Source organism: Nocardiopsis xinjiangensis YIM 90004 (genome assembly GCF_000341145.1).
Lineage (GTDB): Bacteria > Actinomycetota > Actinomycetes > Streptosporangiales > Streptosporangiaceae > Nocardiopsis > Nocardiopsis xinjiangensis.
The window spans coordinates 24,220-41,430 of record NZ_ANBE01000001.1; the positions used below are offsets into that span (position 1 = coordinate 24,220).

General features: G+C 71.4%; 5 protein-coding genes. All 5 read right to left on the reverse strand.

Going from position 1 to position 17,211, the window contains the following annotated elements; all coding sequences use genetic code 11:
- Positions 1 to 382: 382 nt before the first annotated feature.
- The 5 genes from D473_RS0100130 to D473_RS0100150 all read right to left on the reverse strand — a co-directional run bounded on the left by D473_RS0100130 (position 383) and on the right by D473_RS0100150 (position 16,459).
- Positions 383 to 3,670 carry a right-handed parallel beta-helix repeat-containing protein gene (locus D473_RS0100130; RefSeq protein ID WP_017607062.1) on the reverse strand — a complete coding sequence of 1,096 codons (3,288 nt, stop codon included), beginning with the start codon at positions 3,668 to 3,670 and terminating at the stop codon, positions 383 to 385.
- 93 nt (positions 3,671 to 3,763) lie between these two features.
- Entirely contained in the window at positions 3,764 to 5,356 is a 1,593-nt protein-coding gene (locus tag D473_RS0100135; RefSeq protein WP_020380406.1) for a hypothetical protein, read from the reverse strand.
- A gap of 102 nt (positions 5,357 to 5,458) precedes the next feature.
- Positions 5,459 to 15,640, reverse strand: a complete 10,182-nt coding sequence (locus tag D473_RS23855; protein WP_051042898.1) for a WXG100-like domain-containing protein — start codon at positions 15,638 to 15,640, stop codon at positions 5,459 to 5,461.
- An 11-nt stretch (positions 15,641 to 15,651) separates the two neighbouring features.
- Complete coding sequence (locus D473_RS0100145; RefSeq protein ID WP_026126460.1) at positions 15,652 to 16,005, reverse strand: hypothetical protein; 354 nt, start codon at positions 16,003 to 16,005, stop codon at positions 15,652 to 15,654.
- Positions 16,006 to 16,090: 85 nt separating this feature from the next.
- Entirely contained in the window at positions 16,091 to 16,459 is a 369-nt protein-coding gene (locus D473_RS0100150) for a YbaB/EbfC family nucleoid-associated protein (RefSeq protein WP_083917869.1), read from the reverse strand.
- Positions 16,460 to 17,211 lie beyond the last annotated feature (752 nt).

Genomic DNA, 17,211 nt, shown 5'->3' on the forward strand with positions numbered 1-17,211 from the left:
TGGATGACGAGATCGACGCCGTTGCCCGGTTCGCCCGCACGTTCGAGCAGGCCCTGGTGGTCACCGTCGGCACCGGCGCCGCGGCCGGGATGGATGAGCTCGTCGGCTCGGGCGAGACCGTAACCATGGAGACCGCGGCCGTAGCCGTCCTACATCGATCAGCGCGTCCGGGACATCCGGTCCTCGGAGAAGCGCTTCTGCCAGAAGGTCCGCGACCTGTTCACCCGGGGCCCCTCCTCGGAGCCCCCGGGACGGCCGGCCGGTCGCGGTTCGCGGACCGGGCCGCTTGGGTCCACGTCCCATCGCTCCTGGACCCGCCGCCTCTTGCCGGGCCCGCGGAGGTGCGCGGGCCCCGGCGCCAGGTGGAGCGAACGTCCCGTGCTCAGGGCACGTCAGCAGGGGTGAGCAGGGTCAGGTCCTCACGGGAGGGGTCGGCCAGATCGACGGTGCGCCCCGCCTGCAGGGTGATCATGCGTTCCAGTACCTGCCGGGCGTAGCGGGCGTTCCCGAAAGCTTCCGTCCTGTTGACCCCGGCGAAATGCTCCCGCAGCGCGGAATCCGTTTCGGCCGGGACGACGAACCCGCTTCCGGCGGCCATGCCGGCCACGATGGAGACCAGTTCCTCGTCGGAGTAGTCCGTGAACGGCACGTGGTGGGAGAACCGTGAGGCCAGCCCGGGGTTGGAGTCGAGGAAACCCTGCATCTCCGTGGTGTAGCCGGCGACGATCACCGCCACATCGTCGCGGTGGTCCTCCATGAGCTTGACCAAGGTGTCCACCGCTTCCTGTCCGAAGTCCCCCGCGGCACCGGGCCGGGTGAGCGTGTAGGCCTCGTCGACGAACAACACCCCACCACGGGCCTTCTCGAAAGCCTCGGCGGTGAGCTGGGCGGTGTGTCCGATGTAACGGCCGACGAGGTCGGAGCGGGCGACCTCGACCGTGTGCCCTTCGGGGAGCGCCCCCAGGGCACGCAGCAACTGGCCGTAGAGCCGCGCAACGGTCGTCTTGCCCGTGCCCGGAGGGCCGGCGAAGACCAGATGGTGGCCGAGGCTGGGCGCCGGCATGCCCAGTTCCCGACGGCGCGCGCTCGCCACCAGCACGTTGACGAGGTCGTTGACCGTGGTCTTGACCTCGTGCAATCCGGTCAACGAGTCGAGTTCCGCGCGTAGAGCGGCCAGGTCGCTCCCGCCCGACCCGGAAGGGGCCTCGGCTCTGTTCCCCAGGTCCTCGGGGGTGAGCACGGTCAGTTCCGCGGGATCGGCGGGCGGATCCGCGCTGAGCCGGTGTGCTTGGCGGTCGACCATCTCCTCGAAGACCTTGCGCGCCTCCCGGCCGTTGCCGAACGCCGGACCTTTCGGTACGGCCTCGAAGTGTCGCAGCAGCATCGTTCGCAGCTCCGCCGAGAGGCTGTAACTGTGATCCGCACCGAGGCGCTCGACGATGAGTACCAACTCCTCGGCCCGGTAGTTGGGGAAAGTGATCGTGCGCGCGAACCGCGAGGCCAGACCGGGGTTGGAGGCCAGGAAACCTTCCATCTCGGCCTCGTACCCGGCGACGATCACCACCACCTCGTCGCGGTGGTCCTCCATGAGTTTGACCAGGGTGTCGATGGCCTCCTGTCCGAAGCCGCCGCCGTCCTCGGCCGAGAGCGTGTAGGCCTCGTCGACGAACAACACCCCGCCGCGGGCCTTCTGGAAGGCCTCGGTGGTCTTGATCGCCGTGGCCCCGACGTACTGCCCGACCAGGTCGGCCCGTGCCGCCTCGACGACGTGCCCGTAGCGCAGGACGTCCAGGTCGGCCAGGACCCGGCCGTAGAGGCGGGCCACGGTCGTCTTGCCCGTGCCCGGAGGGCCGGCGAAGACCAGGTGCCGGGCCACCGGAGGCGAGGGCAGTCCCATCTCGGCGCGGTGCCGGGCCATCTTGTTCCGGTTGACCAGGGTGGTGACCTCTTCCTTGACGTTGTCGAGTCCGATGAGGGCTTCCAGGTCCGCCAGCGGTCCCCGTTCCTCAGCGTCCTCGTCACCACCTTCCGCACCGTGCGTTCCCGGAGAGGGGGCGGCCGGTACGGCATCCGGTCCGTACAGGTCCTCCGCCCGGTTGTCCTCACTGACCAGCGAGTCGGCCCGGATCCGACCGCCCGGCACGGTCTGGCGCAGACCTGAGCGGGCGTTGCCCCTTACCGTGCAGCCGTCGACGACCACGTCCTCCTCGCTCCCGACGAGGACACCGTCACCTCCGTTCTGGGACAGCTCGCACGAGCGCAGCACGCCCCGGCCTCCCGAGGCCACAAGGGCCCCGTTACGGGTGTTGCCGTGCGAGCGCACACGGAGCGCGATGATCTCTCCCTCTGCCTGCACGGCGAGCCCGTCACCGCCGCATTCGGACACCTCGGCGTCGCGCAGGTCGAGCTCGGCCCCGCCGAACGCGGCGACACCGTTCTCCCGGGGGCCGAGGACCCGCAGGCCGCTGAGGGAGGCACGCGCCCTTCCAGAGGCGTGGATCCCGCTCCGGCGTGCGCCCGTGACCTCGATGTCCTCCATGCGCCCGCCACCGCCGTCCAGGCGCACGCCGTGGCCCCGGGCCCCGGAGAGGGAACCGTTGCGGAGGAACGGGGCGGCCCCCGAAACGATCTCGACGCCCGGCCCCGAGGTGCGGTCCACGGTGACACGGTCGAACTCGGCGGTGGAGTCCTCGGCGATGTGGATCCCGGCCGCCTTCGTGCCGTGCACGGTCAGGTCGTTGAACGAGGTGGAGGCCCGGCCCGAGGCACTGACCCCTTCGGCCCCGGTGTCGCGAACGTCACAGGACCGGAAACTCCCGCGTGCCTTGTCCTCGACGGCGATACCGATGCCGCCGCTCCTGGTGATGCTGATCCGGTCCAGACGCGGGTCGGTACCCGCCCGCAGGAGCAGACCGTGTCCGGCGGTCCCGTCGACCACGAGGTCGCCGACGGCCACGGGAGAGCGTGTGGTCAGTACGACGCCGTCGTCGGCGACGGCGCGCACCCGCAGGCCGCTGAGTGCGGTGGCTGCGTGTTCATCGATGACCACCGCGGGTTTTGCGGTGCCGGAGATCGTGCAGTCGCTGATCCGGCCGGCGCCGCTGCCCGCCGCGTAGACACCGTTGGCGCCCGTGTCGCGAATCGTGCACCGGTGGACCTCGGGGGCCCCCTTGTCATTGATCACCACACCGCTCGTACCGACGTCCTCGACGACGCAGTCCTCGATGACGCTGGGACGGGCGGACGTGACGACGATCCCCGCTCCGATCGTGCAGCGGACCGTGCAGCCGCGGAGGGCCAGGGCTCCGTCTCCTCGGGCGAGCACGGCCGCCCAGGCGGCCCCTTCGACCTCGCAGTCGGCCAGCTCGATCTGTCCGGCCGCCGCGTCGACCACGGGAGCCTCCGGGTCGCGCCCCCGCAGGAGCAGACCGTTGAGCTTGACGGCTTCGGCCACCGACGTCACCGCGGTTCCGGAGGCAGAGAGGATCTCGACGGTCCCGGGCCCCTCCTCCGCCACCAGGGTCACCACTCGGGTGAGGACGAGCTGCTCCTCGTAGCGGCCCGGCGCCAAGGACAACACGTCGCCGTCGCCGGCGGCGGCGAGGGCTTCGCCGATGGTTCGGAACTCGGCTCCGCCTGCGGGGTCGACCGCGCGCACGTGACGGTTCATGTCCTGTCGTCTTCCTTTCTGTGCCCGCGGGCCGGTCCGGCCCGCGGGCTCCGTACTACTGCGCCGGTCGACGGACCGGCCGGGGGATCGCGTTCAGCGGCATTCGGTCTCGACGACCGACGCCGGGAGCTGCGGGGCTTCCTCCCCTTCGGGGTAGGCACCCCTGTTGGCCATACGCAGGGTGAACGACTCACCCATGTTCTCGAGCTCGGCCAGCCCCCAGTAGCGGCCCTCGTCCGGGGGTGTGAGTTCGAACCCGGCGCGGGGGGCGCCGTCGGTCGTTTCTCCGTCGAACACCTGGAAGTGGGCGTGGACACCGTGTGCCCAGAGCGGATCGGCTCCGGGCTGGACGAGGACCTTCACCGTGCAGGTGGCACCGGCGCGTCCGGGCAGGAACGTCCACTCGGCGGCGGTGCCGCCGTTGTCGGGGTCGCCGCTCACGGCCATGACATCGTAACCGTCGTCGCACCCGGCCCCAGAGTAGCCGGCCGGGCCGGAACGCCAGACACCGTCCCCCTGGATCCCGTAACGGGCACCTTCCTGCTCGCAACCCGGACCGGCCACGGCGCGGAAGGGTTCGGGGGCCTCCTGTGCCTGGGGCTCGTGAGCCTGAGGTTCGTGGGCCCGGGGCTCCTCCGGTGCGGGCTCTCCGCCTGAACCCTGGTCCTCCTCGGTTCCGGCCTGGGCGCCACCACCGCCCCCACCGCTGTCGTCCTTGCCGCTGTCGTCTTCGGCGGCGCTCATGGTCTCGGCCGCGGCGCCATCGGGCTCCTCCCCGTCCTCTGCGTCCTCTGCGTCCTCTGCGTCCTCTGCGTCCTCTGCGTCCTCTGCGTCGCCATGGTCGGGGCCGGGCTGTTCCTCTTCGTCCTCGGAGGATCCGCCGTCCCGGTCGCCCTCGGAACCGTCCTCTTCCTCGTCGTCCGTTTCGCCACCGCGGCCGGTCAGCAGGTCGATCAACGGGGTCTGTTCCTGAGAGGCCTCCTCGACCGAGACCTCCCGGTCGGCGTCCCCGTCCTCCTCCTGCCCGTCCTGGTCATCGGCCCCGGCCGTACCCGGAAGCGGATCACCGTTGCCGGAGTCCGGGCCGCCGGAGCCGTCCTGGGGCTCGACGGGCCGTTCCGGCGGACCACCGCCGTCCGCCGGTCCCTCCGGGTCACCTCCGGGGGCCGCCGGGCTCTCCGGCAACACTTCGGGGACATAACCCTCGAGCCCGGAACCGGAGCCGGAGCCGGTTCCGGTTCCGGTTCCGACCGCCGTGTCGGCCGCCTGCTCGGGAAGGGCGGCCGAGGCGGGGTCGCTGTCGAGAGCGGCGGTCCCGGCGCTCTGCTCCTGGGCCAGGGAGAGCCCGAAGGGTGCGGACACCAGGACCAGACCCGCGATGGCAGCGACCGCCATGAAGGGTCTACCGGGCCGCTGGTGCGCGGACTCCGCGTCCCCGGACGGCTGTTGTCCCGTTCCTGTTCTGCGCGCCGCCAGCGCGGCGCGCAGGGCGCTGCGCCCACGGCCGTTCTCCTCGGCGGTCGTGGCAGCGGCCTCGGTCTTCTCGGTTGCGGCGGATCGCCCCGGGAGGGGTGCCGGCGGGGCCCCGACGGCATCGGTGGCCCGCTCGGTGGGCGGTTCCCCCGTCGAGCTGAGTACGGGGCCTGTACGAGCGGGCCCGCGTGCTGCCTCGTTGTGCTCCGTCATTCTTCGTCGTGTCCTTTCGGTCACCGGACGTCTTCCGGTGGTCAGGGGCCGGCCGCAGTGGGTCGCGCGGTCGGAGGGGACTGGTGTGGTCAGTGGGTTGGTTCAGGCTGTGCCGAGCGCCTCGGAGTAGTCCCTGTTCAGCTGCTCCTGCCTGCTTCCGCTGGAGCTCGCTGCTGCGGGGGTTCCTGGCGGCCCGACCGCCTGGGTCCGGTCGGTCGGGCCGTCGGTGGTCCGGTCTTCGGGGGTGGACGCGCCCCGCAAGGCGTCGAAGTAGTGGTCCAGAGCCTGCCTGTGCTTACTCAGTGCCTCGTGCAGCGCATCGCGTCGCACGTACAGCTCGTCCAAGGCCTCGACCGTGTCCGCGGCGAGCCCTTCCGGGGGGCCCGAACCGCGCCTCAGGGCCTGCAACGCTCTTTCGGCTTCCTCGGCCCGGTTCTTCTGCTCCTGGGCCGCTCGCTCCCCGGCTGCCTGGTCGGTCCCCCAGCCGGCGGTCTGGCGACCCATGCCGTTTCCGGAAGCGGGGCCGAAATAGTCGCGGAGCACCCCGACGGCGTCCGACGTCTCGGGCGACCACAACTGGGGGTCTGCTCCAGGGAAGGTGAGGAGGTCCAGGGCGGCACGGGTGTCGACCCGGGGGTTCTCGTCCCGCTTCAGTCCGAGTTCCCCGTCCAAGGCCGTACCGAGATCCTTCTCGGTACCGGCGGCAGCGGCCTGGGAGATGGCCACAGTGTTCCACAGTTCGAACGTCTGGTCGCTCACCCCGGCACCGAGGGCCGTGATCTGCTCGCGGCTGAGCCACAGGTCGACGGTGGTCCCGACCTCCTCGGCCGCGACCTTTTTCTTGCCGGAGCCGGCCTGCGCGACGAGCAGGGCCTGAACGGGTACTCGAACCAGGTACCCCCGCCCCTTCTCCGGCAGGGACCCCGTGTCGGTGCGCATGCTCGAGGAGGAATGCTTGCCTCCGCCGGCCGCGGTGCTGTTGGCACCGGCGGTGCTCGGTCCGCCCCCGACGATCACCGAGTCCTCCTGGAAATCGGAGGCAGAAGTGGGGTCGAGACCCTTCATCCCGGACGCGTCCGTGCCCGTGTTGAGCGCGGTCGATCCCGCCTGCGCCTCGGAACGCTCCTGGCGGTGCAGGTGTTGGTGGTCGCGTTCGGTCTCCATCTCCCCGGTCCCGAGGATGGTGGCACCCGACGGGTCGGGACGGGTGTACAGCTGGGTCTCGAGGCCGGGGACGGCGAAGGGGCCCTGGCCGTCCTTACCGACCAGGAACGCACCGGAATCGTCCCTGGACGCCTTTCCGAACTGCTCGCGCAGGACCTGGCCGTCTGCGGCCGCGCCGAGCACGGGGGCCCGAGCACCGGGTTTCTTCTTGCGGAGGTGGTCGACGGCTGCCCCTGCGTCGGACCGGTCCGCAGCGCTGGGCTCCCAGCCGAGGGCCCGTGCCTGCGCCGTGAGCATCGCGTGCGAGATCGGGCCGTACCCCACGTCTTCGACCATCGCCTCGGGCAGCGCCGAGCGGCCGTCCTGCCCGCGCCAGGTGCGGGCGAAGGCGTCGGGATCGGCGGCGAGGTCCTCTCGGCGGTCCCCTGCCGGGACCGGGACGCTCGGGGGCGCTTCCGGGGTACCGGCCTGCTCGGGGCGGAGACGGAACGATCCCGTCTGGGCGATCTCCTGGCGAGTGCCGGCGCGGACGTCACCGGTCAACACCGTCCCGGCCCTGTTGTCCAGCGACAGGGTGAAGCGGACCTTCATCGGTCGGGTGACATTGATCCCCGGAGCAGTGACGGTGCGTGTGGTGTTCTCGGTTTTGGTGTCCGAGGTCAGATCGGTCTTGGTGGTCGCGCTCTCCCACCCGGTGCCGGCCGAGAAGGGGACGGCCCAGTAGCGGTCGGACGGGAACACGGGGGCCCCGTCGGAATCGGTGCCGGTGGCCGGCACGGGGTTGAAACCGCCCCCGACCCCGGCGGTCAGTCCGTGCTTTCTCTGCTTGCCCTCGGAACTGTTCTGCTCGGGAGACTCGGAGTCGGTACGTGCCGAGGAGAACCCCGACTCGACCGACCCGAAACCGGGTGCGCCGTCACTGTCGCCGGCCAGTTGCAGGCGCATCCAGCCGCCGGTGCTGAATCCGCGCTCGCTCCCGCTCCTGAGGGTGTTGACGGACAGCACCAGGCCGCCGTTCTGCAGGCGCCGGTTGGTTCCGCGGGTGTTGGTCGGTGAGAGGGCCACCCGGATGTCGTGCTTGCTCTGCTCGGTGAGCGTGAACCCTTCGTTGCCCACTGCATCCACGATGCCCTGGAGGGCCCTCTTCGTGTCGATACCGTCCAGTGCGTATCCGGTTCCCTCGTTGCCGGGCACGAACCCGATCCTCGGGGACGCCGAGCGCGCGTCCGTCAATGCGGTGTCGAGGCCGTGCGGACCCGCCAGGGAGCCGTTCTGGGCGAGATCGAGCGCACGGTAGCGCGTCTCGGAGGTGACCTGTTCGCCGTAGTCTCCGGTCGGTGAGCCGAGAACCCTCTGGGCGGAATCGGTGGATCCGTAGGGGAGGGAAGCTCCGAAGTTGTAACGGTTGCGGATCGTGGAATCGAGTGTCAGTTCCTCGGTGGCGGTCACCTTCACGGTCGTTCCGGGCAGGGTGAGCGCGTCCTCCTCGGTGAAGGTCAGGGAGCTGCCCTTGTTCCGGTCCCCCTTGGTCGAGTAAGGCACCACGCCGACCTGGCCCCCCAGGCGGTTGTGCCGGGAGTCGGACGGGTTCGGCGTGCCCTCGCCCTTGAAGCCGATGTTGGTGTTGACGGCGGATCCGCCGCCGGTCCCGGAGGAGCGGGTGGACTCCGTCTTGTACGTGAGCTGGATGCTGCTGTCGGGCACCGCGTCGGAGACGCGCATCGACGTGCGTTCCGCTCGCAGATCGTGCGAGATGTTGGCGCGTTGGAAGGTGCCGTCCTCGAACTGGGACTGGAGCGGAAGAGCTCCGTTGTGCAGGTCCGACGAGTGCGCGGCCAGGGCCTTGGGCGAGCCGAAGTGGCGCCGGTACTGGGCCACGGCCTCCCCTGAACGCGAGGACGACTCGTATCCGGGGGCTTCGCGGACGGCGTCCTCGATGGCCTCCCCGAGCTGGCGCGCGTCGGTGTTCCCGGGGGCGTGGGGCAGGGCGTCGAGGTCCAGCTCGGTGCGCCCGCGCAGGCGCGCGTCGCGCTCGTCTGCGAAATTCTGGGCCTCCCGGCGTCGGTGGTCCTCCGCAGCACGGTGGTGTGCTTTCAGCTCTTCCCGTTGGCTGGCGTGGAACGCTTCCCGGACGGTATCGAGCCGGTCGCGAGCGCTTTCGGAAGCGTTGTGGGTCTCTTCCGCTCGCTGAAATCGTTCAGCGGCCGAGCCATCAGCATCTCGGGCCCTGGCCAGTTCGTCTCTCGCCTGCCTGGACCCCTCGGCCCGTGTCACGGCCTCATGCCTGGCCTCTCCCGCCTGCGCCGCGGCCTCCTTCCTGCTCCGGTTCGCCGCCTTCTCCTGTTCGCCCGCTTCCTCGGCGCGGGCCCGGGCCCCCTTCTCTGCCTCCTCGGCCCTCGCCCACGCCTGTTCCGCCGCAGCGGTCTCCGGTCGGGTGCCCCTCGGCGCCTGCGCCACCGCCGCGGAGATCCGGTCGGCGTGGTCCGAGGCCGATCGCATCGCCGCGTCGGCCGCTGCCCAGTTGCGTCCGGCGGCCCGGCGGGCCGAGTCCACCGCGTCTCGACCGGACTCGTGGTCGAGGTCTGCCGTGCCGGCCTCGACGAACTCCGGCGGAGAAGGGCGCGCCGGCTGCTGAGGCCGACCGCCGCCGTCCTGTCCCTGGGGCGGGCCGCTCGCTCCACGTAGCGCGTCGGCGTGATCCAGTTTCGCCTCGGCCGCTTCCCTGAGACGGTTCGCGGCCTCCTGCCAGGCGAGGGCCGCGGCCGCCCGGGCCCGGACCGCTCTTCGCTCTTCCTCCCGGTGTCTGGTGTCCGCCTCGGGGACAGCCCTGTCGGCCGCCTCGGACGCCTCGACCGCCTCGGTGGATGCCTGCACGGCCTCCCGGACCGTTTCGCGCGTGGCGGTCGCTTCCTCATAGGCGGCTCGAAGGTCCTCCACCCGATCGGGGAGATCCCCGGCGAGCTGCTCGTCGTCCACGAGCCGTGTGCGGGCAGTCTCCACGTTGCCCCGTGCCTCTTCCAGCGCGTTCACGGCGTTCCCGAGGGGCGTCCCGGCCGCGCGGTCGGGCCCGGGCTCTCCGGGGAGCCGGCTCGTCCTCGGCCCCTCCACCCTCAGCCGGATACGGCTCTGGCCTCCCTCCTCGGTGGTCGGGGTGACGTCGACGGGAGCACCGGTCCCGATCGAGGCCTCCAACCGCAAGTCGTAGATCCAGGAGTCCACGTCCCCCTTCGCGGTGGAAGCTGCTTGGACACCGGACTTGCGGGTGTAGGAGGCGGGCTTGACCCATTCCTTCTCGTAGGAGCCGCTGGCTCCGACCTCGAAGATGCCCGCGGGCAGGCCGCTGCCGGTCTCTCCGAAACGGAGCTGGGCCCCGCCCGACAGGTCGGCCCCGCCGGACGTGGTGACCTGTTTGCCCGAGCCCTGCGTCGTCCACGCGTTGAGGCCGGAGCTGAGGGACCCGTCGCTGCGGGAACCGTCCGGTCGGCCCCTTTCCAGTGATCCGGTCACACGGACGGTGAGAAAGCCGGCCCCGTCGCGATCGTCCCTGCCCGCGGGGGTCAGGGCGTTGCCCATGCCCCCGGTGCGCAGAACGACGGGCAGCCCCCCGGACAGCAGAGTGTCCGATTCGGCGACCGCGCGCTCGACCTGTTCGTAGATCGCCATCGTGTTGGCCGCCCGCAGGTCCGGTCCTTTCCACACCTGCCCGAAGAACCCGCGGTGGGGGTCGCTCGCGGCGCCGGGATCGTTGACGAGTTCGGGGTGGGCGGCGAAGACCTGCCTGTGGACACGGTCCGCCACGGCGGTGAAGGGGGCCCGGTGCCGGGAATCGCGGAGGTGCCCGTCGCTCCATTCGGCCTGGACCGGAACGGAATCGCCCAGGTGCCGGCGTCCGGTGCTGGGTCCGCGCTGTGCGGGGGCGTCCTGGTCCCCGTGAGCACCGCTCCGGGTCTCGTCGGCTCCGGCCCTGCCGTCACGGCCGCCGTCTCCGCCGTTGCCGTCCCCGGTCCCGGCCCGGGCCAACTGCGAGGCCTCCGAGGTCAGTACCTGGTCGAGGGTGGTCAGCGACAGCGTGTACGGCCCGGCCCGGCCCCCGGCTCCGCGGCCCCCCTGCGCGCCGGCCCGTGGCCGTGCCGGGACCGGACGGTCCTCGGTGGTCGTGATCCGGTACCTGCGCTCCACCGTGTAATAGGCGGAATCGCCCTTGGCGCCGGGGCCGCGCACACGTTCGCTCCCGTGCTCGGTGCTGCGCGTGGACTTGCCCACGTACTTGCCGCCGCCGCCGAAGTCCGGACCGGCCCTGACCACCACCGAAGGTTCTGATCCGATGCGGGCACCCAGACCGATCCGGCCGTCCAGCTTGTTGGACCTGCTCGCGCTGGTCTGTGCGGTGGAAGAGGTCTTGTCCGTGTCGGAGAACGAGGAGTCGGACATCTCCGGGCCGATCCGGTCGTAGGCGACGGGGCCACCGCTGATCTCGGCGTACTGCCAACGGCCCTCGGCGTCCTTGTACGGCAGGCGCAGCACCTCACCGAGATCCATCCGGCCCAGGTTCTCGTGCAGTTTCGACGTCTCGATCGACACATTCGGCAGCCGCCTCCGGAGCTGGTCCAATCCAGGGCCCGGGAGGATTTTCAACGCACGTGAGAAGCGCGCGGCACGTACCGGGACACCGGCGTGGTCGGTGCGGAAGTTCTCGGGGGCGTTTGCCTGGCCGGACGTGCGCAATCTGCCGGGAAGGACCACGTCGAACACACCGTTCAGCGCATCGCTGTACTCCACGGTCCGGCGGCCCTCGGCCTCTTCCTCCCGAGCCGGTCGGTCCGCTGGATCGCCCCCCTCCCGAGGCTGCTGCGAAGGCGGTCCGTTCCCGTCGGGGCCCGCGGTCCGGGGCGGGTCCAGGTCGAGGGCGGCCTTGATCCCGAGATGCCCGGTGAAGCGTGCGGGCGTGTCTCCGACGACGTCGATCTTACGTTTGTGGCGGCGTTCCCTGCTCGTCTGGTAGTCGGTGCCCCGCTGCCGGTGGGCGTAGGAAACCTTGCCCCGGGGGGACAACAGCGAGACATGGCCGGCGACGTCCCCGATGATGGTCAGCGGTGCCGCGACGTTGACCGCTTTGCGGGACTGTTGGGAGCCGGACCCCACGGCCTTGGCACGCGACTCGGCCGTGTGGGCCGGACGGTTCCGCGCTCCGGAGCTGTCGGTGGTGTCGTACCAGACCTGCTCGGCGCTCACCCGGAGACGGCCGCGCTCGGGCGGGCCGGCTTGCCCCTGTGCTGCTCCTGTGTTCCCAGAACGACCGCGGACGGGGATCTCGAGCTCCGGGCCCGAGGGCCTGTCGACGAAGCGGGCCACCCGTTCTCCGAATCCCTCGCCCACCGGTTCCACACCCTGACGGTGCATGAAGTCGAGCAGCCGCTGACGCAGCCCGTCGACGTCGGCACCGCTGCGGCGCACTCCGGGGAATCCGCCCTCTTCGAGGGTGAAACCGGGGCGGGTGAACTCCGTCAGCAGGCGCTCGGTCTCACCCTCGACCCTGTTCCCGTCCGGCAACCGGCCCGGACTCGACGTGTCGCCCTCGGTGTCCACGGGGTCCGACGCGTCCCCGTCCGGCTGGACCCGGCTGCGGGGAGGGCTCGAGGGCCCCTCCCCCGTTCCGGAGCCTTCACCACGGTTCCGGCCGTGCCGCGGCCGCTCCTGCAGCTGATGGCTCTCCTCGCCCCGCCTCTTGTCACCGCCTGACCCGAAGAACCGGGAGAAGGGCGCGGCGGCCCGGTGGTCGCCGTCCCCCTGGGTGGTCACGGGCGCGGCCGGGGTCGGCATCTGCGACAGCGGCCCCTCCATCCCGGCCCCGCGGGCCGCGTCGAGAGCGCGCTCCCACCTGCCGTCGCCGGTCCACTCGGTGACCGTACGGTCGAACTCGCCCCTCAGCCGGGGCGGGAGGTCGGCGCGGACACGTTCCTCGTCCCTGCCGCGCACGTGCCTGTCGTAGGCAGCACCGAAGAGGTCCATCGTGTCGGCGCCGTCCCGCGTCCCCTCGGGGTCCAGCAGGGCCGTCAGGTCACGGTGGGAGCTCTCGGGCAGGTCGGCCGGGCGGGCCGGTGGATCGTACCGGGAGGCCTCCCGCACCTGGGCCTCGATCTGCTCCAGGTAGTGGTTGAGGACCTGGGGCGGGCGTCCCCCGCGCCCGACCGGCGCGTCCATGTAACCGCCGGCCCGGTGCACGGCGGTGGAGTCCGGTGAACTCCGCAGGACGGCGGGGGGACGGCCGCCCTCCTCCCGGGACGGGTCGAGGTATTCGTCATTGAGGCCGATGCGGTGCAGGAACTCGTGCAGCCAGAAGTCGGCCCCGTCGTCGAGGCGCCAATGGGCGGTGTCGCTGCGTCCGGGCAGGTCGGGGTTGTCGCGTGACCAGGTGGTCTCGGAGTGCGGACGGCCCTCGGGGCCGACCGGCTCCACCCGGACGTGGAACTGGTCCCCGCTGCCGGGGAGCCGGTACCGCTGGTTGAGGACTTCGTCGGCCCGATCCAGGAAGGTACGTCGCGCTGCTTCGGCCTCCTCCGGGCGGACCCCTTCCCCGGCGTCGAAACGGAGCCGGACCGTCAGTTCGGTGACGTGGTCGGGGCCGCCGGGTTCGGGGTCGGGCAGCGGGATCCGGCGTACGTCGAAGCCGCGTTCGGCGATCGAGGTGATCGGGCGGTCCTTGGTTGATCCGTCCAGGATCTCGACCCCGCGGGTGTCGACCCCCGACCTGCCGGGGTGTGTGCCCACACGTGCGGGCTCGGCGCCCTCACGGGTGGCCTGCCAGCTCGCCGGCGGGTGCAGCCCGGAGGAGACGGGGGCCGGCGCGTCGGGGTCGGCCTCCTCCTGAGGGGAGCGGGTGGTCGAAGGATCCGGAGCGCCGGGACGGCCCGGGCCGTCTCCGGCGTTGTCGGAGGCCGATGGAGGGGGGCCGGCCGTCCCCCGGACCTGCTCTTCCTCACCTCCGAGCACCCGGTCCGCGCCATCGGAGGCCGCACCATCGCTTCCCCCGGCGGTGGGACCGTCCTCGCCCGCCACGGGGGTCTCGCCCTCCGTGGAAGGGGGGATCCCGTCCTCGTGCTCCTGGCCTACGGCCACGGAAGAGGGGCGCTCCTCCGGGGACCGGGCACCGGTTCCCTCCGTACCGGCCCCGTCCTCCGCATCCGGCACCGGGGCGTCGGACGCCCGTTCTTCCTGTTCCGGCCCTTCCGGTGCCCGCCCTTCCGACTCCGGGGCGTCGGACGCCCACTCTTCCGGCGCCTGCTCTTCCTGCCCCGGGGCAGCGGGGAGATGGACGTCTTCGGTAGACGTCGTGCTGTCCGGGTCCCGGTCGCCGCCCTGGTCGCGGCCCGGCCCTGCCACGGCGTCCTCCTCGGAGGCGCCGTCCTCTGCCGGTGGGGCCGCGGGCCGGTAGGGACCGTGGTCGTTCGGAGACGGTGCTGTTTCCGGGGCCGGGTCGCCGTCGCGGCCGGCTCCGGTGGAGGAACCGGTCGGCGCGGTGGTCGGTCCGTCCGTCCCGGAGGATTCGGTGGTGACGCGTTCGGGCGAGGCGGGCTGCGGGTCCGGGGCCTTCGCTCCCTCGCCCTCCCCCTGGCCCGAGGGGGAACGGTCGGCGGCCGACACTTCCCCGTGCGTTCCGCCGGTGGTCTCCGGGGAGGCTCCGCCGCCCCCAGGCGCCGTCCCCCCGGCCCCGGGAGTCGTGCCCCCGTCCGGGGCCGAGCCCATCGGGGGCTCGGGCAACGGGGGGACCCCGTCGGGAAGTCCCGCTCGCTCGAGGTGCGCGACGAGCAGCAGCCCGCCCTGGGTCAGGGACTGTTGCAGAGCACCCGAGACCAGGCCGGACACCCCCGAGAGCCAGGTGATCGAGAAGGACTTCTCATCGCTGAAGAGCAGGTTGTAGAAACCCTCGCTGAGCATCCCCTGGCCGGCGTTGGCGATGCCCTGCCCACCGAGCTGTGCCAGGAAGGTCTTCCAGTGCGTACCGACATCGGAGAGCCCCTCGCGTACCCCGTTGGGAACCCCGGTGGTGAGGAAGTCACGCATCCGCGGGTCGAGGTCGCGGCCGTGTGTCGCCACCACGTTGTTCAGAGCCTCGTCCAGACCGCTGCGGCCCCAGTTGCGGGCGAACGCGTCGGCGTAGCGCTCCCCGAACTCCCGTGCCTGGTCGCGGCCCATCGTCGTCCCCAAGGAGTCGGCGAAGCCCTCCCCCATGTCGGTACGGAAACGCTCACCGTCGACCGGCCGCGACCACCCCGGAGTGTTGTCCATGCCGTACGGGCGCAGCAGCTCGTCGTTGTTGCGGCCCATCACCGAACCGACCGCTTCGGGCAACCCGCCGCCTGCCCCCGGACCGAGTCCTGACGGGAGCTCGTCGTCGAGCCGGTGGGCGATGGCCGGCCCGGTGTTGTTGCCCAGGAGGCGGTTGAACCGGTCCGACAGCGCTTGGCCGCCGAACGCGGCGGCGGTGCCGAACAGGGCGTCGAGCGTGGCTCCCTGCGCGGCTTGCTCGGTGAGGTCCTGGTCCCACTCGTCGCGGACCCCGTTGTCGATCTGGATCCGCTGGATCAGTGCGTCCATCGTGAGCGCGAAGAACTGGCTGATCATCATCTGCTGGAGCAGCTGTGAGAGCAGCCGGAACATGACCCGGCCGATGACCGTCCGCGCGATCGCCTGGAAGATCGGGATCTGGGACATCGAGGCCCCGAACGTGTACGGAGCCATGGCGATCGCCCACGCGATCTCCGCGGCCAGTTGCACGAGCTGGCCGATGATCGTCCACTTGGCGTACTGCACCTGTGTGCCCGCGTTGTGAACGTACTCCTGGAGCTCCCGGGCCACCGCCGTGCCTTCGCCGAGGTAATTGCGTTCCCCGGCCGTGAACTGGTCCACCGACTCGTCGAAGAAGTCCGCCGCCGTGGCGTCGAAGTTCTCCCGGACCCTGTTCTTGATCCGGATGACCATCTGGGGCAGATCGATCTCCAGACGGTCCGCCGTGGTGCCGTAGACCTGGGCGAGCTCCCACAGCCGCGTCTCGTCGGCCGTGGGCCACTCGGACCCGGTCAGGACCATGAACAGGTTCCGCAGTTCGGGGGGCAGCTCCATTCCCATGGGTGTCAGTGCCTCCCGCCGATGTCTCCGCCGTCCTGGACACCGGTGAGCCGCATGGCGTTGTCGAGGCCGTACTGTTCGTCGAGCGCGTACTGCTCGGCGGTGTCCATGAGGCCTTCCTCGGTCTTCTCCAGCGCGGTGGTCATCGCCGTGAGGAAGTCGCTGAACTGGTCGCGGGCCGGAACGTAGTTCTCCTCGAACGACTTGGCCACGGCGTCGCCCTCGCCCCAGCACCGGCCCAGTGCTTCCGTGGCGTCCTCGTGCCACCGGTGGATGGCACGCATCTCTTCGGCGAGTTCTCCGATGCCGGCGCTGTCCTTGGCCACCGCGTCCGGGTCGACCGAGATGCGGTCGGTCATGGCATGCTCCTCCCTGTCCTGTGTCGTCACGTCGTCCGAGTGGTTCAGGGGCCGGGCGGTCGACACCCGTGCCGAGAGCGGACCGTCACCGCGGCGGTTCCACCGGCCCCAGCCCCAGCTCCTGCAACAGGGCCGAGGGATCACCGGCGACCGCCTGCGCGCGGGCCGCGGAGTCTCCCGGTGCCAGGCCTCCCATGGCGTCGGAGACCTGCCGTGCCACATCGCGCCGGGCCCGTTCCACCACGTCCTTGACGGCCGAGGCGAGTTCGGCCGGGGCCATCGACCGGTACTTGTCGGTGTGGAACCTCAGCTCAGCGATCTCCCCTCTCGCGTTCACCGTCGCGCTGACCATCCGATCCTTGGACACGGCTTCGGCGGTAGCCGACTCCAGGTTTGCGCTTGCCCGTGCCAGGCGCTGTTGTGTCGAACGGAGCTCCCGGAGAGACTCCTCCATCCGGGCCTGCAGAGACATGTCCAACGCCACTCACTCCCTTGTCGCGTCCGGGGACCGGCCGTCCCAACGAGGAGGGGCCGCCCCGAGCCGCGGTGCCCCAGATCTTTTCGTCCTCGGCGAGCCACGTGGTGCGGCTGCGCTCCTGCGCACCCCCGCCTCCGCCTCCGCCTCCGCCCGCGCCACCGCCCGGCGGCATCATGGGCGGCATCATGGGTGACCCTCCGGCGCCCCCCGTCTGTCCCGGAGCCGCCTGTTGCCCGGGTGGTGCGGCCCCGGAACCCTCCGACACGGTTCCCCCGCCGAAGCCGCCCGAAGGGTCGGTACCGTTCGAGCCCGGTCCCCTGCTTCCGTCGGCCCCGCCTGCTCCGCCGGCCGATCCGGAGTCGGGCCGGGCCGTGAGCTCGCCCGCGCCGGTGCCACCTGTTCCGTCACCCGTCGACGGGGGCGGCGGTGTGAGCACCGAACCGCCGCTTCCGATCAAAGACGGGCCCCCACTGGTTCCGGGGCCGCTCACGCCTTCCGTGCCGAGGAGTTCCGAGGAACCCGATCCTGCTGAGGAGGACAGATCCAGCCCACCCCGATCACCGAGATCACCAGACCCCGGGACCGGGAACTCCGACCCCTCACGACCCGCCTCTCCAGTGAAACCATCTCCGGCCGAGGACGACAGATCCAGCCCACCCCGATCACCGAGATCACCAGACCCCGGGACCGGGAACTCCGACCCCTCACGACCCGCCTCTCCAGTGAAA